Consider the following 20000-nt stretch of genomic DNA (forward strand, 5'->3'; position numbering starts at 1 on the left):
GTGAGTACTAACCAAATAATTTTAACGGATCAAGGTGATAATTATGTAAATGTCTGGAGTCACGTGGCTCAAGATCTTTACAATCATTACGGTGAAACTCTATATAATAGCTGGTTTAGTAAAGTTAATTTTATAGAGTCTTCATTAAATACCGTTATTCTTTGTGCCCCTACTAACTTTGTTAGAGATTGGATCAAATCCAAGTACTCTATGGTCATATTGCAACTATTTCAACATTATAATAATACCATTAAGTCAATTGAAATAATTACTAAAGAGTTACCTGGAACAACCCAAACAGTTACAGAATTACCTACTAAGACTTTTGCCGATATCGGCAGCAGTGAGCTTAATTCAGAAAATATCTTTTCAACCCTTGATGTACGTTTTACTTTCGATAATTTTGTGGTTGGAGCCCCAAATGAGCTAGCTTATGCAGCCGCAAGAGCGGTTGCAGAATCATCAGGTGCGGTTTCTGAGTCTAATCCGCTTTTTCTATATGGCGGCGTAGGGCTTGGTAAAACGCATTTAATGCATGCAATCGGTTGGTACATCAAGCAGCATAATCCAAGCCGCAAAGTGATATACATGTCGGCAGAAAAATTTATGTATCAATTTGTTAAAGCTCTGCGTAACAAAGAAGTAATCTCGTTTAAAGAGAAATTTCGTTCGGTTGACGTGTTAATGATTGATGATATTCAATTTATTTGCGGTAAAGATAGTACGCAGGAAGAATTTTTCCATACTTTTAATACATTGATTGATAATAACCGTCAAATGGTTATTTCTTGTGATAGATCGCCTTCAGATTTAGATAATATTGAAGATCGGATAAAATCTCGTCTTGGATGGGGCTTAGTTGCCGACGTTCATAGTACTACTTATGAGCTACGACTCGGTATTCTAGAATCTAAGATTGAGCAGATGAACGTTAAAATACCAAAAGACGTAATTGATTTTTTAGCATCTAAAATCGTTTCAAACGTTAGAGAACTTGAAGGAGCTTTAAATAAGGTGATCGCTCATTCTAATTTTACTTTAAAAGAAATTACACTAGAAAACACACAAAATATTTTGCGGGATTTACTGCGTTCTAATGAAAGAATAATTACCGTTGAAGATATTCAGAAAAAGGTAGCTAGCCGTTATAATATTAAGTTATCCGATATGTCTTCATCACGGAGATTACGAGAAGTTGCAAGACCGCGTCAAATAGCCATGTATCTTAGTAAAGCATTAACGCCGAAAAGTCTTGCAGATATCGGTAAAAAATTCGGTAAAAAAGACCACACGACGGTTATGCATGCTATTAAGAAAGTAGAAGAATTACTGGAAAACGATATAGAATTACGCGAAGAGATTAATTTGCTAATGAAAATATTGCAGAACTAAACGTCATACCGTAGTCAAGCTGACTTTGTTGCATGGTCTGAAAAACCGACTCGATGTCATTCCCGCGAAATCGGGAATCCCGGGTAAAGTAAAATAAATCGAGCTTTTAATTGTACAAACTTATTGTGTATAACCTTTAAATTACTGGATTCTCGCTTTCGTGGGCATGACATAAACAGCCATACAATAAAGCCCAAACTTCGCAGGAATGATATAGATATATATCAAATGCTCTCAAAAAACGATTCAGTAAAAGAAATTTTTTTCAAGATTCTCCAGAAAATACCAAATTAACAGAATTATAGATAATTATGGTTACGGTGAGGGGGTAGCATATTTCTTACTTAAAAGTTTAAATGAATTAATAAAGAGAAATTATAAATTCACTATCTCGACTACGATTATCAAATCCACGCTAATCAAGAATATAGATATATTTTTAAGAATAGTAATATTACAAAATATTTTATTGCTCCTGAAAAGCGCTTATTTTATCAATTAAAATTTGTTGATGCAGACAGGGTATACTCAAATGATTTGGAGAATTGGAATGTAAAACGAGGAGCGAGTACACAAAGACCTTAATAGGTGAGCATGCGAGTCCTCCGAAGTTTTGCAGGAACAATTAAATCATTTGAGTATACAAGCTACAGGCAGTCATCTATGTGGTAAAGATCAATATAATACTACCTATGTATTTTTAAATCCTGATTCATTTACTCTTAGCTACCAAGTTCTAGGACCTCAAAAAGACCATAATATTAATACTGTTTTTAATCGTATATAGTATTAGTATGTGCTCCAATTAGTTTAAAATATTCTTTCATACTATTAGTCTATATCAGTTGTTTCCAAAGTTTGATTATTATCATCATCATTTGCATCATATATATCTTTTCTTTGAGACAAGGAAAGTTTTAATCTCTTTTGAAACGGGGTAGGGGAAATAGTTTGATTAAATTTGGGGGGTAATATCTTGTAATACATTCTTAGCATATTCAGGTGCATCAATATCATACCATTCTTTTATTTTAGCACATAAAATTTGTAGAATTTCAGGTAGGATTTTTTTTAATTTCTGTCTTGAAAGATGCTTGTTTTTAAGCTAAAAACCCTTCAATATTTTTTAAGCTTTCAGTAAATTCCAAGTAAGTTATTTCAATTAAATCCTTTAAATCTTGAGAACAATCCTTTTTTTCAAGCAATTTAGTTTTTGTAAGCTTTAAATTACGTTCTCCTATATTGTTTACTTTAAGAATTAAAGCAGTTAAATTTTGGTCTAATGAATTTAACAACTTTATAGGACAATGCTCTAATTTATGAACTTTTGCTAAAAAAGATTTTATATCATTGCTTTTTACATTATCCATATTTTTGTAAAATTACATTGAAGCTAAGATGTCAAATATTCGTGCTATATTTGCTAGTTTATGATTATTTAATTTTTTACTAAGCCATTCTATTAATATATTACCTTCTTTAATAAGTAATAGATTACCATTTTGTACATTTGTAGTGTCATAATCTATTGGACAGGAATTTGGTAACATATATTTATAGTTTTTCAGTATACCTCTTGTTTGAGCAACGGCATGCTCAGCAAACATAGGAAAAAACTCCTTATATGATAAAAATATACTATTTTTATCAATAAGTTCTAAAAACATAGGAGCCGTAAATAAGGTTGCATTATTTCTATGCGTTGCAAGCATAAATAACAAATGTGTTAACTTTTCTGCAAAGTAATTTAGTTTTCGCGGTAATTTTCTATATTTTGTGTCGATGCTTTAGCATGCACAACTTCAAATATACGTTTTATAATAGCATGTTTATATTCATGTTCTTGCTCAAATTTAGATAAAATTTCATCATACTGTCCTAAGCCAGATACATCTGTTTGTACATTACCGGTTTTATAATGTACTATATGATTAATTGTAAAAGTTTCTTCTTTAGTATTTGAGATCTTACATATAGTAGATAAATCACTATTTATTTCTTCTAAAATCCGATGCTTTAGCTGATTTTATTATTCCTACCAATCATTTCAGCAAAAGCTAAAAGTCCTTTAGAATTATGTATGGATTATTACTTATACTTTTTTAAGTTGATATTACTGTTGTGCAATGCTTGTAATAATACTTTCTTTGCATGCTGAGCAGTAATACCGTCTGCTAAAGCAAATATCTTAGGAATAGAGTGATTTGGATTAAATACACAATGCAATAGCTTTTGATAAGCCTTATCACTTATATTTTCTTTGTTATAATTTTTAAATAATTATGTTTATTAAAAGCAGTTTTTATAATATTAAAATTTTCTTCGTAATCATTATTATCTACAAATAATATTTCAGATTTAATTTTTTTATAAATATTTCTAATAGTAGAATATTTAAAAAATCTATCAGCTAAATTATGTAATACTAAACCGAGTTTAAGTTTAAAATCTTCAGAGTTATATATATAATTAATATCTAGTATATTTTTAAGTAAAAAATTAAGATACTTAGGTAAAGTATAATTTTCTTTTAACTCTTCATCAGAGGAGCTATCAAAGTTTTCGTATTTTAGCATTATTATTTATAGTAGAATGAGTGTTAAATTATTTAGAAACAAATATCCCTATAAGAGGGTTTAAAGTATCTAGTGTCTCCATAAGGGCACTAAAATCATCTCTATATAATAAATCATTTATAGTACAAAATTCTTTAATATCTAAAGTTTGTCCAGTATTTCCCTCAAAACAATACATAAATGCCAAAGCTTCCATAATTTTCTTATCTTTAACAAATTTAAATAATCGTTCTTTTCCATAAGTTATTGTATCTTCAACATCAGCTAAATCTTTCTCTACTAAGGGCATCATTGTATTTACTTCTTGAGCTAATAACTGAGGATCTATATTACTAGGATGACTTAGCATATCTCATATCATCATAGTTATGATATTAGCTATATACTAAAATATTCACTATTAATTAAGTTTTCTTTACTAATAGTTACAATTTATTTTATAAGTTAAATTTTGTTCAGTTTAGACTTTAGACAAATAAGTTATTGACAAAAATTAATTTTTATTGTATTTTGCCCTCGTAGTATTTTTTTGAAAGGTAGTTATGGCAGATATAAACAATAATAAGATTAGCTTAGCACTATTTGAAGGCGGTGGAGTAAAAGGAAATATCCATTTAGAAAAATTAAAAATAATGGAGCAAATAACCGGTAAGCCTACTTGTAAGATATTCGATTTTACTGGAGGGACCAGTGTTGGAGGACTTATTTCTATTTTGCTTAATTTACCGAATCCTAATAATCCCGGAAAACCTTTATTCAGTGCAGCGCAAGCTCAAGAACTGTTTGAAGAAATGGCACACAATATTTTTCCGGTAGGATTAACTTTTAGAAAATTGTGGAGTTTTAATGGCTTATTCAGCCATAAATTTTCTCCTGAACCATTAGTAAAATTATTGAAAGAACATTGTAAGGATTATACCCTCAAGGATTTAATCGGTGATGTTGTAGTTACAGGTTATGATCTAAATAATAAACAAAATCCTCTTATGACCTTCTCTACTATAGATGCTAGACAAAGTGAAGAGCATAATTATTACCTTTCAGATATAATACAAGGCATCACTGCAGCACCTGGGTATTTCCCTAGCCACAATTTCTGTAATATAACCAATACTAAATCACATAAAATTATTGATGGTGGAGTATATGCTAATGACCCAACCTTACAAACATGGCAATTATTAAAAGAAAATAACTATCAAATAGAAAACGCTTTGTATTTATCATTAAAAGAAGAAAATAATGATGATTACCAAACTGTTTGTTGCGGCGGAGGCATGCTAGAACTAGTGAAAAATAATATGCCCGCTAAAATATTAGCAGCAACACAACAAGCTGATGAACAAACCGCTCAAAGCATTTTTGGTAATAAATTAATAGAAATAGCTACTTATATTCCAGAAAAACATGCTGAGATGAGTAATTCTAGTACTGAAAATCTGCAAGCACTAAAAGAATTTGCTAAAAAATCTATATATGGAAGCTCCACCTTTAGAGATATACCTTATAATGAAAAGTTTAAAGAAGCTATTGATAAAATAATAACTAATTATAATGCAAATAACCCTAACGACCAAATTGTTATGAATGATTTTTATAAAGAGTTATTCCATATTAATACTTCTAATAACGCACTTGATAAAAGTTTTGAACAGGAAGAGGATATAGCAAACAACGAGGATGCAGTGAATACACCGATAGCTCAAGCTCTAGATTCTCAAGGTATAGAACCTGGGAAACAAGAATTATTAGCAGGTATCAAGGAGTTTTTTAATCCATTCATCGAAAAAAATCCAGAAGCAAAAGTAGAGATAGAGAATTGTTTACACGAAATAAAAAATTTGACATTAGCAGAAATTGAAAACGGTATTGTTACTTTTAAAGCAGCTAGATTAAAATGGCAAGCAGAGCAGAATAACATTGATGTATTTAGTAGCTGTAGTATGGAAGCCTTAAAAGAGGATATGACTCTTGAGGGTGAAGAGCATACAGATTATGTACAAGGTTATCTATAACTTTCTTAATGTCATTCCGGCGTAGGCGGGAATCCAGTCAAAAAAGTATAAATATGCTAGACTTTTAAAACTAAACGCTCGGTTTATCTCGCTTTACCTTGGATTCCTGTTTTCGTAGGAATGAAATCGAACGCTTTCTTCGAGCCATACAACAACGCCACAGCTGCTCACAATGACGACACCTGTGTTTAGTTAGGAATATTTGACTTTTTCTTCTTATATAAAATCTAAATACAGTAAAACGAAATAGCAGAGCTAATACTTAAAACGAAGCAAAATTGCTTATCGTTGCCCGTGTATTTTAGAAACCAAATAAGTTACAGCAGCGATAACTACATAGTATATTGCACCAAATATAGATCCTGCTGTACCTGGTTACTTTAGCATAATCCTTCAGTGCATAACAAAGCGTCATTAGGGATAAGTAGATTATGCCCAATCATATGAATTATCATCGGTGCAAATATCATAGCGATTGCAAGATTATGACTCGTTGAAATAATTTCTAATATAAAAGCATTTACCGCAAATAATATATAACCACACAAAACTAAAAATAAATCCTAAACCCATAACTTTTTTATCGTGTACATGGCGTTTTTTTTATTAAATACCCTCCTAAAAAGCCTCCAAAGATAGAGGCAAAAGATAACAAAAATGCTAATTTACCGTAAAAAGATGGCGACACTTTCATTTTATTAATCAAAATAAAAGGAGCTTCTATGCAAAAACCGTAATATATGCCGTTAAATGCACCGATGATAAAAGCATATAACCAAAGAATTTTATCTTTAATAATTACCTGCAACACCTCAAAATATTTACTGCTTTGGGAAAAATCTATATAAGAATTTATTTCAGGTAAAACTTTATAATATAGTACCGGTAAGGCTAAAAAATACAAAAACATAATGCCAGCTTGAATATTCTATAATATAGTCCCCTATAGATGAACCTAGAGAAGGGATAAATAACAAGCCACGGAAATAAACTAGCATAGACATATGATAACTCTAAGCCTTGATAGCAGTCTCCAGCCATACCTGCCCAATAACAGAACCTACACTTACACCGAAAGCTTGTACAAAACGAGCTTATCATCAGCATTTCTATATTAACTGCAAAAATGTGCTAATAATTGAAGATACAACATAAATAAAAAGCCCTCATAAAGCATAATGTAGATGTAATTTGAGTGAGACCGCCATCAATGCCGAAATATTTGGTTAAACTCGGTAATCCTGAAGTATAAATTGTTTCCGTAGTCGGTGATAAAATAAATAAGCATAGAAGCATCCATGCCGGAATCTTCGCAATAATTTTCATAAATGATTTTTTTTATTTCGGTTCATCGAGTTTTATCTATTAATCCGCTCCAAACAAAATTTTTCCATTATCATTTTTAATCTTTCTATTCTCTCAATCAAGTAAAGTAACGGCTCTCTGCTAATTCTATAATTTTTATCATATCTTGCATCAACGTAAGCTTTTTCTAGTAATTCAAAATAGTCTTTTTGTTCGGGAGACGATTGCAGCAATACTTTAAGTAGTTCAACATTATAAATTTGCACAATATCCACCTAGCTTTCTTATATCGTGTAACTTTGGTTTGTAACGGGCAAAAACTAATAAAATGTTACTGTAAATACTTTCTAGTAGCTTGATATGCAGCTCAACAGCACTTTTACTAAAATTACCTCTTTCTAATGGGTATTTACAATCAATAAAAAAACTCTTGCCTCTACCACACCAGTATTCATAATCTTCTTTAGCCATTTCTTTTACTTCACTCCAAGGCAAATTTTTAGCTCGAGCAAGCTGCTCGCCACTATCATATAAAAGAATACCTTCATTCTTAATGTCGGTATAAAAATAACGCCCTTCTTCACGCTTGTCATTTACCTCACTTATAGATTCGCATATTATAGATATCCAAGGTTCTAGCGAAAAAACCTCGGCTTTTCTTAAGCCTGTTTGTTCTAACCTTTTTTCTATCTTAGATTCTACCCTTAAAGTAGCATGCTCCTTAAATTTACCTTTTTTTTCTACTAAAAAGTCAAAATCACTTGTATAACTATAAGTAGTATGATCTTCCGTATACATATCTTTAACCCAATCACCTCTAGCATACGAGCCATACAAGATAATCAGGACCATTTTATCCTTGGCAACAGCCAAAATTTGCTGCACTATATAATCAAGCCTATCTTGCACTTCAAGAGACCATTTTGGTCAAATTGTTTTCATAGCTGATCGTTATTTAAACGTTAAATCTAAAATGTACTATATCCCCATCCTGCATTTTATATTCTTTACCCTCTAAACGCATTTTACCTACTTCCTTGGCTTTTGCTTCACTACCGAGATTTATGTAATCTTTATAGCTGATCACTTCTGCTCTGATAAAACCTTTTTCAAAATCGGTATGAATAATACCGGCAGCAGCCGGTGCAAGTGTGCCGTCTTTAAAAGTCCAGCTATGGGCTTCCTTTGGTCCTATAGTAAAAAAGCTTTTAAGGTTTAAAAGATTATACCCCTCTTTAATGACTTTACTAAGCCCTGTTTCGTCTAAACCTATAAATTTTAAAAACTCTTCCTTTTCTTCCATGCTGTCCAGTAAAGCAATTTCAGCTTCTATTTTTGAAGAAATTACGACACTTTTAGCATTTTCTTTCTTGGCTCTTTCCGCTACTAATTTTGTACATTCATTACCTATAGCTGCATCTTTTTCAAGTACGTTACATATATATAAAACGGGCTTAGAGGTAATTAACTGCAATTGTTTTAAATTATCAACTCTTAAAGTTTCATTTAGCACTCTTGCAGGTTTATCCGCACCTAATACCTTATAAACCTCTTTTAACAGCTCTATCTGCTCTGCCATTGCTTTATCGCCTGACTTCAAGCGTTTTTCACTTGTAGCTAAACGCTTTTCAACCGATTCTATATCGGCAAGTATTAATTCCGTTTCAATAATCTCGAGGTCATGCAGCGGATCGACTTTGTTATGTACGTGCGTTATATCCTCATCTTCAAAACAACGCAGTACGTGCAGTATTGCATCGACTTCCCTGATATGAGATAAGAACTTATTACCTAGCCCCTCCCCTTTGCTTGCTCCTTTAACAAGCCCTGCAATATCGACAAACTCAATATAAGACGGAATAATTTTACCGCTTCCGGCTAAGCTTGCTAGTGTATGCAAACGCGCATCAGGCACTAACACTTTGCTGCTATTAGGCTCAATAGTACAAAACGGATAATTAGCAGCATCTGCAGCCTGACTTGCCGTTAAGGCATTAAATAATGTCGACTTACCGACATTCGGCAACCCAACAATTCCGAGTTTTAGTGTCATAAATTTTTCCGTAAATAATACATTATAGAATCTTTTTCGTAACCGTGCATAGCAAATTCAATTTTATACCCCAGTTTCTCATAAAACGATTTTGCTTGGCAGTCCATAGTAACAAGATGAATAAAATTACAGCCTCGTTCACGTGCTAAATCCTCAACCTTTTGCATTAGTACAGTACCATAATTTTAGTTTCTTATATTTTCATTAACAAAGAGTGCATCAATGTAAAATCCCCTCAAGAACTCATACCGCTAATTCCTACAACAAAATTTTTATCCTGATCTAAACAGGAAAATGAAAAAGATTCAATATCTCCTACTAACCCCTTTTGTTCTCTAGCATCTTTATTCAAAGCCTCAATAATTATAGTTCTATAAGTTCTATCCATTGCATCAACATAAACAATTTCAACATTTTGTGTCATAAATCTTTGCTTCTTTGCTGTTTAGTTTTAATATCGTTTTCCCGTCATTACGAGGAGATGCATAGCATAAACGTGGCAATCTCATGAAGTAGTATAGAATTCCTGAGATTGCTTCGTCAAAACTTACAGTTTGTCCTCGCAATGACGAGTTGGTATCATCCATACAGCAACGTCGATCAAGTCGTAGGAATAACATTGAATATATCAAGCTATCTTATTCTTAAATTCTTCTAACTTATTCTCTAATATTAAACCAAAGTTACTAGTGATTCTATCTATAGCTTGCATTACTGTTTTATACTCCGGTTTAGAGAAATGATTAAGTACGTAATCTGCTAAATCCTGATTATTTTGCGGTCTACCGACTCCAATCCTAATCCGGTTATAATTATTACCTATAACCCCATCAATCGACTTTAAACCATTATGCCCGCCATTACCGCCACCGGTTTTAAATTTTATTCTACCTGTTTCTAAATCAATATCATCATGAATAACAAAGCTTTTTGCGGGGTAGATATTATAATATGTTTTCACCGATATCACTGACTTACCGGACAAGTTCATATAGGTGGTAGGCTTTATAAAAATTATCTTTTGTCCATCACTAATAGTTTCAGCAATTTCACAATTGAATTTTTTCTTTATACTAAATGATGCATTATATTGGTTTGCTATTTTCTCTATAGCAATAAAGCCGACATTATGCCTCGTATATTGATACTCTTTTCCTGGATTACCAAGACCAATAACAAGAAGCATAATAATTTACCTAATAAATAGTAATGGAAAATTTTTGAAGAAGTATTGATTTGCAAGAAGTACAGAATAATGTCATTCTTAGCTCAGCATTATTGCGTGGATCGAAAAACCTACTCGATGTCATACCGTGGCTTGACCCACGGTATCCAGAAAAAAAATTAACAAAGACTGGATACCGCTACAAGCTCGCAGTATGACAATTAAAGATTACCGGATTCCCGCTTCTAGCTAGGAATGGCATAAAACGAGCCAAACAACAACGCCTACGAATCCTCGCAATAACGATTTAAGTATCTAAGCAAGTCCTTATAGTGAGAATTATCTTACTTCCCTACTTCAGCGGCTTGTTGTTCCCCTTCAGCTTCAGTTTTTGCTCCTCTACGTCCTATAATAGTTGCAAGGACAAATTCTTTTTTTGTAACAAAACTACATCCTTTCGGTAATTCTATTTTTGACGATTTTAGCGAAGTAGCCATAGGCATATTAGTAACATCTATAGTTACGTTTCTTGGGATATTATTAACATCACATAATAAAGTAACTCTTCTTTTTACTATATTAAAGTATCCACCTCTTTTAACGCCTAAAGCTCTTTCTTTCCCTTCATATACTACAGGTACTTCCATTTTTTGGGTTTTCTCTTCTAAAAAGACAAAATCAACATGGCGTACTATATCCGTAACAGGATGTAATTCTACAGCCTTCGGCAATACTTTATATTTTTTCTTATCAATTGTTAAATTAATTAACTGAGAGATAAAAGCCGGCTTTCTATAATATTTAGTTATTTCCTTTTCTTCCAAAGAAATACTAACAGGTGTTTTACCCGCTCCATAAATAATAGCCGGAACACGCCCTGCTCTTCTTAATGCTCTTGCTGCTCCCGTACCGAATTCCGTGCGGGATTCCGCTTCAAGTTCTAATATTTCACTCATTATTACTCCATATTAACTTATAATAAATCTTCATTATCATAATTAAGTACAATTAAAAATTCAAGTAAATTAATTTTTGACTAGAATATAGAAGTAATATATTCCTTAGTTAAAATTCTTTAATTGATTGGATATTGAAAAGAAATTTAGTTCTAACCGAAATTATTTTGTAAGGAAATTATGAAACAGATACAACCTAAGCGTATTGCAAATCCCTCAAACTGTGGAGAAGAAATTGCTGCCAAGGATATAATAAGGATTTTCTCCTTGAATCTATTATGTACTCTTCTGACTATGACTATATTGGGCGTGACAGCGAGAGTGAAGATAGTGAAGATGACGATTCTTATGCATCAATACTCTTGTTAAAAATAAAGAACCGGAATGCAAAATTCACTTAGATTTAGTTTAGTATATTATATATGTGCGACCAAACAAATGTTAGAGAACAAGCAGAAAATGCGAAGGTTTCTAATTTAGACAATGAAAAGCAGGTAATTAAATGTAGTACAACTCCAACAATTCTGTACCGAAAGTTCAATTGAATCTATGATAACATCAACATCAAAAAGCAACATAGATGCTGACCAAATTATCTTACCTTTCCCTTCTGTAGCACAACAAAGACAATTAGGGAAATTATATCGTTATAATTAAAATTTTTAAAGAGCTTTACCCTGCTAATTCTGACAATGGTAACGTTGGAATAGTAATATTATTAGGTGATGAAAAGGGGTCATATGGCGACCTAAATCTATGGGATATTTAAAAATTTATGAGTTTGCAGAGATAATCTAGCACCGCTTTCTAATGCTAATTTTACTGCTAACTCATTATTTTCGCCATTAAGTCTTTGGTTGTTTTGATCCATAGGTTGAATAAAAACCGGTATATTATAAGAGGTTTGCCCTACTTCCGGTATGAAACTATATTCTAAAATATTTTTAGCAACGATAAATTTCACTGCACTAATTTTAGGCAATAAATCTTCTCTTATTTTACTATAACCGGTTTTACCTACCTTCGGCGAACAAATTATAGACACTTCTTTCGGCAAAGAACGATATAACGTACCGTTAGTCTCTATTTGAACTTTAACATCTCGGTCTAATAACTTCTGACATAATAACTCTATAGGTTGACGCATCGGCTCACCGCCGGTTATTACTACTAAATTAATCGATTTTTCATTTTTAGAATTTAATGCCAGGCTTTCTACTTTATTCAAAATCTTATCTATATCTACTAAATCAAAATCTTCAAACTCCGTATCACAAAAATTACAAGCAAGATTACATCCTCCAAGCCTAATAAAGATCGCAGGACAACCTACAAAAATACCCTCCCCTTGTATAGTCTTAAAAATAGACTGTACCTCTAACTGAGTACCGTCACCGTTTAATATGCTTCTTTTAGGATTTTGTCCAAACATTTTTAAATTATTATCGATTGATTAAAAATATTATAGTACATTTTTATAAAAAAATCTTGCAATAACTAATACAAAAAACTATTATTTAGGTTTCATCGGTAATATAGCTTTGGTATGCTTAATGTTTTACCGTTTAAACCTAGAAATACCAATTATAAGGAACAATATGCCTAAATTAAAAACAAAATCTGCCGTAAAAAAACGTTTTAAACTTACTGCTAGCGGCAAGGTTATTGCATCTCAAGCAGGTAAAAAACATTTTATGCGTCGTCGTACTAAAGCTCAAATTCGTAACCTTAGAGGAACTACAATACTTTGTCCTCAAGACGGGTATAATATTAAAAAATATTTTTTACCGTACGGTATAAATTAATTAACTAGGAACTAAAGCAATGACACGTGCAAAATCAGGAAAAATTTCCAAAAATCGACATAAAAAAATCCTTAAATTAGCCAAAGGCTATAGAGGTAGAGCAAATAGCTGTTTTAGAGTAGCTATTGAGAAAGTAGAAAAAGCCCTACAATATGCTTATAGAGATCGTAGAAACCGTAAACGTGATTTTAGAGGCCTATGGATTCAAAGAATAAATGCAGCAGTAAGAGAACATGGGCTTGTTTACTCTCAATTTATGGGAGCTCTTAAAAAAACAGAAATCGATATAGATCGTAAAGTACTTGCAGAACTTGCCGTCAATAACAGTGATGGATTCGTAAGTATCGTAGAAAAAGCAAAAGCACATATTTAAGTATTTAATGTCATCTCGTGGTCAAGCCACGGGATGACATATTTATAATAATTAATTTTTATTTTCGTTCGGTATAAATATTATGAAACGTACATTTCAACCTAGTAATTTAGTTAGAAAAAGAAGACATGGTTTTAGATCTAGAATGGCTACTCCAACCGGAAGAGCAATCTTAAGAAAACGTCGTGCTAAAGGTAGAAATAAATTATCTGCTTAAAATAATCTGATTTATCAAATTGTCTATTACCTCTTTAAAAAATCAAAAAGAATTTGAGCTTATAAATAAGCTTGGAAAAAAGCTCCATGAGAGATATTTTATTTTGGTAATCGCCACAAAACTTCCAAAAATCTTCCTTGAATCAAAATATAACACCTTTTTAGGAATCAAAGTTAGCAGAAAGCTAAATAAAAAAGCTGTAGTTCGCAACAAAATTAAAAGGCGTATACGACATCTAATTAGAATTATTGTTAGTGATTCTAGCTTTAAGGCTATAACATTTGCAATGATTATTATTCCGAGAAAAGGATTTGAAGAGATAAACTTCTCACACTTGAATTATGAATTAAGTAAAGTAATTCTAAGAAATATTTAGATTTTATTAGACCTCTTCGGAAACTCGCTTATAGAGAGGAATTTGCAGGAGACACAGAACGCAGAACCGCAGCATACAAAAGAGTACGTGAGGATTCGAGTACCGGATCGACATACAAATTACCTCTAGAAAGTAGAGTTTCCGAAGAGGTCTATTGAAATGACTTGGCATTACTCGCATGGCTTGGTTTTGCCGTCATTTTTACAGATTTTTTACTATTTTTTATAGATTGCCACGCTTCTTGCAGTTGCTGCGTTGTGGCATGGCTCGTTTTATGTCATTCCCGCTATCGCGGGAATGACATCGAGTAGGTTTTTCAAGCCATGCAAGCAAGCCTTCCACGGAAATAATATTGAATTTTATTACTTATACTCCCTCTATCCCCTCTCCTAATGCCGGTACTTCTTCTACCACAGTAAGTGTTGTATCTATAGTATTTTCTTCAGACGTAATAGTATTTATAGTAGAATAATAATATTTTTTTACTAATTCGATAACGTCTAAATTATGCGTCGCTTCTGCCGTATAAATATTAGAGCTACCTACCTCTATAGCCTTATCAAGAGTATATGATTCTATTTTTGTAGTACTATGCTCAAGTATAGCTTTTAGAATAGCTAAATCACCTTTCTCTATAGCCTTACCAAGATTATATGATTCTATTTTTGTAGTACTATGCTCAAGTACAGCTTTTAGAATAGCTAAATCACCTTTCTCTATAGCCTTACCAAGATTATATGATTCTATTTTTGTAGTACTATGCTCAAGTACAGCTTTTAGAATAGCTAAATCACCTTCCTCTATAGCCTTACCAAGATTATATGATTCTATTTTTGTAGTACTATGCTCAAGTACAGCTTTTAGAATAGCTAAATCACCTTCCTCTATAGCCTTATCAAGATTATATGATGCTATTTTTGTAGTACTATGCTCAAGTACAGCTTTTAGAATAGCTAAATCACCTTCCTCTATAGCCTTATCAAGATTATATGATGCTATTTTTGTAGTACTATGCTCAAGTATAGCTTTTAGAATAGCTAAATCACCTTTCTCTATAGCCTTACCAAGATTATATGATTCTATTTTTGTAGTACTATGCTCAAGTACAGCTTTTAGAATAGCTAAATCACCTTCCTCTATAGCCTTACCAAGAGTATATGATGCTATTTTTGTAGTACTATGCTCAAGTACAGCTTTTAGAATAGCTAAATCACCTTCCTCTATAGCCTTATCAAGAGTATATGATTCTATTTTTGTAGTACTATGCTCAAGTACAGCGTTTAGAATAGCTAAATCACCTTTCTCTATAGCCTTATCAAGAGTATATGATTCTATTTTTGTAGTACTATGCTCAAGTACAGCGTTTAGAATAGCTAAATCACCTTTCTCTATAGCCTTACCAAGATTATATGATTCTATTTTTGTAGTACTATGCTCAAGTACAGCGTTTAGAATAGCTAAATCACCTTCCTCTATAGCCTTACTAAGATTATAGGTACTTACTTTAGTATTACCATAATTAAGTAAACAAATTAATAGTTCAAAATTCCCTTGCTCTATAGCGTTCCTTATACTAGTATCAGTGCATAATCCTTTCTGATTTAACATAGTCTCTATCTTGCTTAGAGAAAATTTATTAAAATTATATGTTTCTAAGGTTAAAGCTCTACTAAATACCATGATTAAGTCATTGTATGTTAATTCTTTCGGCTTTGTTTCTATATTTAAGTTAAATATTTCAGGATATGATTCATGATATTTCGCATGAATATTTTCATAAAATTTTACAAAAGCTTTATATTCTTTATGTAGAAAAGCCGGCAACTCCTCTATGCTTTTCATCTGTTTAATTTTATTAGCACTTAAAGAAAAACTATAAATTTGATTGTCTAATTTATAGCTTATACTAAAATCTGATGCCACTAATAGATGAAAATGATCTCTTATATATTCAATCAATAAGGAGTTATTTTTTGTTCTAGCATCGTAATTATTTTGAGCTAATCGCATAATATTTGCATCGCTGGCCTTATTATAAGTGCATAACACCATGTTGCCCTGTATCCCATCTAAATGATGTTGAGCGGCTCCTGAATGACAAGAAAATATATGAACAATATTACATTGATTTGCAGTGGTATTATTTTGTATTTTATTAAGTAGTGTAATATCGAATACAAAAGTTGTACCTTCATCAGAAAATATATTAATTAATAAGTAAGAAGGCTCAGGCATAAAATATGATTTAATTTTTCCCCATAAACCTAAATCAGTAGGTTTATAGAAAAACTCTGATCCATGTGCATGGATAAAATATTCACTACCTGTACCTGAAGGTAAGTCAGCTAAGGTTTTTATTTCCTTGATATCAGGATTTTCATTTTTCATACTTATATTCGGGCCTTTAAACAATATTTTTTGCATATTTATCCTTATATAATTCACTTAATTACCATATTCTATGGGATTACCACATAATATGGCAATTTTTATAAAAGTCAAGATGTTGGTATTTTATTCATAGCTGTTAAGTTTTTAATAAGACAAAATCATATAAAGCTATATAGTATTTATAAAAATTTAGAGTTGATAATTATAGATAATAGCATTGAAATAAGGCTATAACGTAACCGGCAAAAAAGGGATAAGATTTAAAACAATCTTATCCCTAGTTGCGAATAAAAATAGAGTTTAGAAAGAACTTGCAATATTATTTATTACATCTCCGGATCAGTATTGCCCAATATTGTTGTATCTGAATTACTATCCGTATTTTCTTCCATAAAATTTAAATTGAGTGCAATAGTATTATTTAAAAGAATTTCAGAAGTGATTCCTTAATTACTGATTGACCATTATTTATATTTTCTATTATACCTTTTGAAACAATATTTGACCCTAATGTACCCTCACTAGATATATTTAAAGTACTGCCTGATACTAGATTTAGTGTACCAACGATATTCAAAGACCTTCCTGCTTCTATAATTACGGTAGTATCAGAATTGAATGAGATATTACTAAGAATCACATTTGATGCTATAATAAGTTTAAGAGTATTCATATGCATAGAGTCTAAATGAATATCTAAACAATCTTCAACCTTTATTTCTTTTAAATAATTTTCTTATGCCTCTTTTGACATCTCAAGTAACTCATTTTTAGAAATAGTCATTTTTTCTGTTAATTTATATAAATTGCTATCTTTTAAAATTTTTACTAGGTAACAACTGCAATAGTTCCTTATAAGTTATGGTATCGGAACACCATTTGATTAACTTCCAATTTCCAAAAAGAATTTTTTATTATTTTCTTCTGTTAGTGTTCTATAGAATTTTATCTGCTCATCATTTACCGTAAAATCATCAGCTCACTTTTTGAGCGTTTCTTCTAACCTATCTAATATTGCTAAATCAAAAAATCATTACTGTTATGTATTTGATCATTATTAAAAGTAAGGATTGTACTATTTCCTGCTATTAACTCACATCACTTATCTAACTCATGACCAACTACGTAATCAATATCTTTAAAACTAAGTTGCTTTTGTTTCAATAATTTTTAAATATTTTCATTAAGAAGATAAGTTGTGTTTGTTTGTATCGTTTATTGCTCCAAGTTCATTGATGCCTTTGTGCTTATCATCTTCATAATAATTACGAGCAATTTCAAATAATTTTGTTACTGCATTTGTACTAGCTATATCATTATCACTAACTAGCTAATGTATTTAATAATTCATGATTTGAAATAATAACTTTCATTTCTTCTGCACTTAATATTTTCTCTTTCACTAAAAAATGATCTTCCATCTTTTCTATTGATGATTAGCTCTTACCGCTTGTACCCTTGCCCCTAATTGTTTATAACTATCTTATACTTTCCTTATCTTGTTTTTTCTTATACACCTCTTCTATTGCTTTTCGCTCTAATTCATTACTCTTATTCTACTCCCAAGCCTTTTTTTCTTCATTTTCAGGTTGATCGTTTTTAATACGCTCTATTTTGTATCTATTTCTACAATTTTCTCTTCTATAGCTATACTTGATTTTTTATATATTTCTGCAAAAAATGCATAATTTTTATCTTTAATATATTTCCTAAATTCTGATTTTAATCTAAAGAATTCTTGCATTACCGCAGCATTTTTAATAATCTCAGGCAATTCCAAATTATTTAAATCACCTTGGATATATTGAAAATTTTCTTTTTGCTTTTCATAGTCAAATAAAAATTCTGCTTTTATATACTCTTCAATAGCATCAATAACATTTACTACAAAACTTGTCTTTTCTACTGCAAAATCTAATTCGCGCATATTTAAATCCTAATTATTATTAAATTGAAATTTAAGAAATTTTAACTGTTGGTAATATAGTCAATTCAATGAGATTTGCATAAAAGGCGCAAGGCACGAAACCTATAACTAATAGGAAAGCAACGAGTAATGATGTAGGTGAGTCCAAATCAATTTACTATAAAATACTGTCATTGATTTTTATGCAAAATTCTATCTAACTATTCTCAATAAAAACTTACAACCACTGCCGTTTCTTAAAATATTTATAGGTAATAATTGTAGATACTAGCATTAAGAATAAGGCTATAGGATAACCATACGGTGATTTAAGCTCAGGCATTACGGTAAAATTCATGCCGTAAATACTAGCTATTAAAGTGGGTGGGAGAAAAAATATAGTAACCAACGAAAAAATTTTAATAATATTATTTTGTTCAATTGCAATCATACCGAGTGCTGCGTCTAGGGTTCTTGCAATCTCGCTAGATATAAATTGTGAAAAATTAATTATTGAGTCTACGTCTCGAAGCAATGTATCTAATAGATCCTTAGATGCTTTATTGTGAGTTATTTGTGGAGATTTTAAAATATATTGAATAGCCATAGTTAAAGAAAATAAACACTCACGGCTTTTAGAAAGTAAATCACCTTTTCGACCTATTTTCTTTAATACATTGGTATGATCTATACACAAATCATTAATATTATGATCAAGTATTAAACGTCCATAATCATCAATATCCATACTAATCGACTGTACAATATTCGATAATCTTGTTACCATATTACGAAGTAACATAAATAAAATATTTTCTGCATTATGTTTGTTATTAGGCTGCTTAGCAAATTTATTTATACAGTCATTAAAGGGTATTAATTCTACGTAACGAACTGTTATAAGACAACATTTATGCAAAATAAATACTATAGAATGTGTTTCAGGAAATTCTTGCGCTTTATTAACGAGTTCCGTAATAGTTAGATATAACGCCTCATTTTCAACATATAACCTCTCAGAAATTTCAATTTGCGATATATCCTTTAAAGTCGGTATTTCTATATTTAATGTATTTTTTACTATTACTTTTTCTTCATCTGTTATATTGAATAAATCAATCCATAATGTGGATTCATTAATAATATATTCTGCATTTCTTACTATAGAACTATTTTCCTTTAAATATGTAGTTATCATATAATCTCAAATATGTTTTTATAGAGATTAACAAACTTCACTCTTTAAAGCAACTGAAAGCTTTTATTCTCGTAGATGATTCCTATTATTAGACTTCTTGCATAACCTATCTTAGAAAGAGGGACTTGAAAGAAAGACGGAAGCACTTGCCACCGCAGCGTACACGCAAGTAACGTGAGGATGCAAGTACCGGATTGATGTACAAATCGCCTTTAGAAGGAGGTTATGCAAGAAGTCTATTTTCTAAATAACAAATAATATACAATATAAAA

At 31.2% G+C, this 20000-nt stretch carries 23 protein-coding genes and 3 pseudogenes; 8 read left to right on the forward strand and 18 right to left on the reverse strand.

The genetic code is table 11. From position 1 onward, the window contains the following. A complete protein-coding gene (gene dnaA, locus ACHBLB_RS00005; protein ID WP_010977515.1) occupies positions 1-1392 on the forward strand; it encodes a chromosomal replication initiator protein DnaA in 1392 nt (463 codons plus the stop codon). Between the two features lie 634 nt (positions 1393-2026). Beyond that, the gene (locus ACHBLB_RS00010) at positions 2027-2179 is read left to right on the forward strand and encodes a DUF6314 family protein (protein ID WP_014362583.1); all 153 of its coding nucleotides are present in this window, start codon (positions 2027-2029) and stop codon (positions 2177-2179) included. A 44-nt stretch (positions 2180-2223) separates the two neighbouring features. Here the strand turns inward: ACHBLB_RS00010 and ACHBLB_RS00015 are convergent, their stop codons facing one another. The 5 genes from ACHBLB_RS00015 to ACHBLB_RS00035 form a co-directional block, all read right to left on the reverse strand. After that, positions 2224-2388 carry a hypothetical protein gene (locus tag ACHBLB_RS00015; RefSeq protein ID WP_475841712.1) on the reverse strand — a complete coding sequence of 55 codons (165 nt, stop codon included), beginning with the start codon at positions 2386-2388 and terminating at the stop codon, positions 2224-2226. Positions 2389-2492: 104 nt separating this feature from the next. Beyond that, a complete protein-coding gene (locus ACHBLB_RS00020) occupies positions 2493-2762 on the reverse strand; it encodes a hypothetical protein (RefSeq protein ID WP_475841714.1) in 270 nt (89 codons plus the stop codon). Between the two features lie 12 nt (positions 2763-2774). Further along, positions 2775-3104, reverse strand: a complete 330-nt coding sequence (locus tag ACHBLB_RS00025) for a hypothetical protein (protein ID WP_475841716.1) — start codon at positions 3102-3104, stop codon at positions 2775-2777. Positions 3105-3641: 537 nt separating this feature from the next. After that, the gene (locus ACHBLB_RS00030; RefSeq protein WP_475841717.1) at positions 3642-3968 is read right to left on the reverse strand and encodes a hypothetical protein; all 327 of its coding nucleotides are present in this window, start codon (positions 3966-3968) and stop codon (positions 3642-3644) included. A 28-nt stretch (positions 3969-3996) separates the two neighbouring features. Beyond that, the gene (locus tag ACHBLB_RS00035; protein WP_475841719.1) at positions 3997-4317 is read right to left on the reverse strand and encodes a hypothetical protein; all 321 of its coding nucleotides are present in this window, start codon (positions 4315-4317) and stop codon (positions 3997-3999) included. A gap of 193 nt (positions 4318-4510) precedes the next feature. Here ACHBLB_RS00035 and ACHBLB_RS00040 point away from each other — a divergent pair, with 193 nt between their 5' ends. Beyond that, positions 4511-5983, forward strand: a complete 1473-nt coding sequence (locus tag ACHBLB_RS00040) for a patatin-like phospholipase family protein (RefSeq protein ID WP_475841721.1) — start codon at positions 4511-4513, stop codon at positions 5981-5983. A gap of 227 nt (positions 5984-6210) precedes the next feature. On the opposite strand, the pseudogene ACHBLB_RS00045 reads toward ACHBLB_RS00040, so the two are convergent. The 9 genes and pseudogenes from ACHBLB_RS00045 to ACHBLB_RS00085 all read right to left on the reverse strand — a co-directional run bounded on the left by ACHBLB_RS00045 (position 6211) and on the right by ACHBLB_RS00085 (position 12894). Then, positions 6211-7309 (reverse strand): annotated as a pseudogene (locus ACHBLB_RS00045) (Bcr/CflA family efflux MFS transporter). A 32-nt stretch (positions 7310-7341) separates the two neighbouring features. Beyond that, positions 7342-7554 (reverse strand): HEPN domain-containing protein, encoded by a 213-nt coding sequence (locus ACHBLB_RS00050; RefSeq protein WP_475841723.1) that lies wholly within the window; start codon positions 7552-7554, stop codon positions 7342-7344. After that, the gene (locus ACHBLB_RS00055) at positions 7541-8197 is read right to left on the reverse strand and encodes a nucleotidyltransferase domain-containing protein (RefSeq protein ID WP_475841725.1); all 657 of its coding nucleotides are present in this window, start codon (positions 8195-8197) and stop codon (positions 7541-7543) included. Before ACHBLB_RS00055 ends, ACHBLB_RS00050 begins: the two co-directional genes overlap by 14 nt. 46 nt (positions 8198-8243) lie before the next feature. Next, on the reverse strand, positions 8244-9341 hold the full coding sequence (gene ychF / locus ACHBLB_RS00060; RefSeq protein WP_475841727.1) for a redox-regulated ATPase YchF: 1098 nt from the start codon (positions 9339-9341) through the stop codon (positions 8244-8246). Next, positions 9338-9508, reverse strand: a complete 171-nt coding sequence (locus ACHBLB_RS00065; RefSeq protein ID WP_014273656.1) for a GNAT family N-acetyltransferase — start codon at positions 9506-9508, stop codon at positions 9338-9340. The genes ychF and ACHBLB_RS00065 overlap by 4 nt, the downstream gene beginning before the upstream one ends. A gap of 71 nt (positions 9509-9579) precedes the next feature. Beyond that, a pseudogene (locus ACHBLB_RS00070) lies at positions 9580-9765 on the reverse strand (acetyltransferase); the annotation flags it as partial. Positions 9766-9969: 204 nt separating this feature from the next. Then, on the reverse strand, positions 9970-10527 hold the full coding sequence (gene pth / locus ACHBLB_RS00075; RefSeq protein WP_475841729.1) for an aminoacyl-tRNA hydrolase: 558 nt from the start codon (positions 10525-10527) through the stop codon (positions 9970-9972). 323 nt (positions 10528-10850) lie between these two features. After that, positions 10851-11462 (reverse strand): 50S ribosomal protein L25/general stress protein Ctc, encoded by a 612-nt coding sequence (locus ACHBLB_RS00080; RefSeq protein WP_475841731.1) that lies wholly within the window; start codon positions 11460-11462, stop codon positions 10851-10853. A gap of 754 nt (positions 11463-12216) precedes the next feature. Further along, positions 12217-12894 (reverse strand): 7-carboxy-7-deazaguanine synthase QueE, encoded by a 678-nt coding sequence (locus tag ACHBLB_RS00085; protein ID WP_475841733.1) that lies wholly within the window; start codon positions 12892-12894, stop codon positions 12217-12219. A 166-nt stretch (positions 12895-13060) separates the two neighbouring features. Here ACHBLB_RS00085 and rpmI point away from each other — a divergent pair, with 166 nt between their 5' ends. The 4 genes from rpmI to rnpA all read left to right on the forward strand — a co-directional run bounded on the left by rpmI (position 13061) and on the right by rnpA (position 14233). Next, positions 13061-13267 carry a 50S ribosomal protein L35 gene (gene rpmI, locus ACHBLB_RS00090; protein WP_004997924.1) on the forward strand — a complete coding sequence of 69 codons (207 nt, stop codon included), beginning with the start codon at positions 13061-13063 and terminating at the stop codon, positions 13265-13267. A 19-nt stretch (positions 13268-13286) separates the two neighbouring features. After that, complete coding sequence (rplT, locus tag ACHBLB_RS00095) at positions 13287-13640, forward strand: 50S ribosomal protein L20 (protein ID WP_004997919.1); 354 nt, start codon at positions 13287-13289, stop codon at positions 13638-13640. A gap of 82 nt (positions 13641-13722) precedes the next feature. Continuing rightward, on the forward strand, positions 13723-13857 hold the full coding sequence (rpmH, locus tag ACHBLB_RS00100) for a 50S ribosomal protein L34 (RefSeq protein WP_004997918.1): 135 nt from the start codon (positions 13723-13725) through the stop codon (positions 13855-13857). 19 nt (positions 13858-13876) lie between these two features. Continuing rightward, complete coding sequence (gene rnpA / locus ACHBLB_RS00105; RefSeq protein ID WP_475841735.1) at positions 13877-14233, forward strand: ribonuclease P protein component; 357 nt, start codon at positions 13877-13879, stop codon at positions 14231-14233. A 366-nt stretch (positions 14234-14599) separates the two neighbouring features. Here the strand turns inward: rnpA and ACHBLB_RS00110 are convergent, their stop codons facing one another. The 3 genes from ACHBLB_RS00110 to ACHBLB_RS00120 all read right to left on the reverse strand — a co-directional run bounded on the left by ACHBLB_RS00110 (position 14600) and on the right by ACHBLB_RS00120 (position 18551). Then, the gene (locus ACHBLB_RS00110; protein WP_475841737.1) at positions 14600-16657 is read right to left on the reverse strand and encodes a hypothetical protein; all 2058 of its coding nucleotides are present in this window, start codon (positions 16655-16657) and stop codon (positions 14600-14602) included. 388 nt (positions 16658-17045) lie between these two features. Next, positions 17046-17303: a hypothetical protein gene (locus ACHBLB_RS00115; protein WP_012262513.1), complete on the reverse strand. Its 258-nt coding sequence runs from the start codon at positions 17301-17303 to the stop codon at positions 17046-17048. 930 nt (positions 17304-18233) lie between these two features. After that, positions 18234-18551 carry a hypothetical protein gene (locus ACHBLB_RS00120; protein ID WP_475841738.1) on the reverse strand — a complete coding sequence of 106 codons (318 nt, stop codon included), beginning with the start codon at positions 18549-18551 and terminating at the stop codon, positions 18234-18236. A gap of 83 nt (positions 18552-18634) precedes the next feature. On the opposite strand from ACHBLB_RS00120, the pseudogene ACHBLB_RS00125 reads away from it, so the two are divergent. Then, a pseudogene (locus ACHBLB_RS00125) lies at positions 18635-18733 on the forward strand (palindromic element RPE2 domain-containing protein); the annotation flags it as partial. A 35-nt stretch (positions 18734-18768) separates the two neighbouring features. Here the strand turns inward: ACHBLB_RS00125 and ACHBLB_RS00130 are convergent. Further along, a complete protein-coding gene (locus tag ACHBLB_RS00130) occupies positions 18769-19728 on the reverse strand; it encodes a magnesium transporter CorA family protein (protein WP_475841740.1) in 960 nt (319 codons plus the stop codon). Positions 19729-20000 lie beyond the last annotated feature (272 nt).

The organism is Rickettsia lanei (assembly GCF_056242675.1).

Excerpts from the sequence above, each read along its gene's own strand:
- ACHBLB_RS00015 (WP_475841712.1), bottom strand. The coding sequence starts at position 2,388 with ATGCTAAGAATGTATTACAAGATATTACCCCCCAAATTTAATCAAACT.
- ACHBLB_RS00020 (WP_475841714.1), bottom strand. The coding sequence starts at position 2,762 with ATGGATAATGTAAAAAGCAATGATATAAAATCTTTTTTAGCAAAAGTT.
- ACHBLB_RS00025 (WP_475841716.1), bottom strand. The coding sequence starts at position 3,104 with ATGCTTGCAACGCATAGAAATAATGCAACCTTATTTACGGCTCCTATG.
- ACHBLB_RS00030 (WP_475841717.1), bottom strand. The coding sequence starts at position 3,968 with ATGCTAAAATACGAAAACTTTGATAGCTCCTCTGATGAAGAGTTAAAA.
- ACHBLB_RS00035 (WP_475841719.1), bottom strand. The coding sequence starts at position 4,317 with ATGCTAAGTCATCCTAGTAATATAGATCCTCAGTTATTAGCTCAAGAA.
- ACHBLB_RS00040 (WP_475841721.1), top strand. The coding sequence starts at position 4,511 with ATGGCAGATATAAACAATAATAAGATTAGCTTAGCACTATTTGAAGGC.
- ychF (WP_475841727.1), bottom strand. The coding sequence starts at position 9,341 with ATGACACTAAAACTCGGAATTGTTGGGTTGCCGAATGTCGGTAAGTCG.
- ACHBLB_RS00065 (WP_014273656.1), bottom strand. The coding sequence starts at position 9,508 with ATGCAAAAGGTTGAGGATTTAGCACGTGAACGAGGCTGTAATTTTATT.
- pth (WP_475841729.1), bottom strand. The coding sequence starts at position 10,527 with ATGCTTCTTGTTATTGGTCTTGGTAATCCAGGAAAAGAGTATCAATAT.
- ACHBLB_RS00080 (WP_475841731.1), bottom strand. The coding sequence starts at position 11,462 with ATGAGTGAAATATTAGAACTTGAAGCGGAATCCCGCACGGAATTCGGT.
- ACHBLB_RS00085 (WP_475841733.1), bottom strand. The coding sequence starts at position 12,894 with ATGTTTGGACAAAATCCTAAAAGAAGCATATTAAACGGTGACGGTACT.
- rpmI (WP_004997924.1), top strand. The coding sequence starts at position 13,061 with ATGCCTAAATTAAAAACAAAATCTGCCGTAAAAAAACGTTTTAAACTT.
- rplT (WP_004997919.1), top strand. The coding sequence starts at position 13,287 with ATGACACGTGCAAAATCAGGAAAAATTTCCAAAAATCGACATAAAAAA.
- rpmH (WP_004997918.1), top strand. The coding sequence starts at position 13,723 with ATGAAACGTACATTTCAACCTAGTAATTTAGTTAGAAAAAGAAGACAT.
- ACHBLB_RS00110 (WP_475841737.1), bottom strand. The coding sequence starts at position 16,657 with ATGCAAAAAATATTGTTTAAAGGCCCGAATATAAGTATGAAAAATGAA.
- ACHBLB_RS00115 (WP_012262513.1), bottom strand. The coding sequence starts at position 17,303 with ATGCATATGAATACTCTTAAACTTATTATAGCATCAAATGTGATTCTT.
- ACHBLB_RS00120 (WP_475841738.1), bottom strand. The coding sequence starts at position 18,551 with ATGCGCGAATTAGATTTTGCAGTAGAAAAGACAAGTTTTGTAGTAAAT.
- ACHBLB_RS00130 (WP_475841740.1), bottom strand. The coding sequence starts at position 19,728 with ATGATAACTACATATTTAAAGGAAAATAGTTCTATAGTAAGAAATGCA.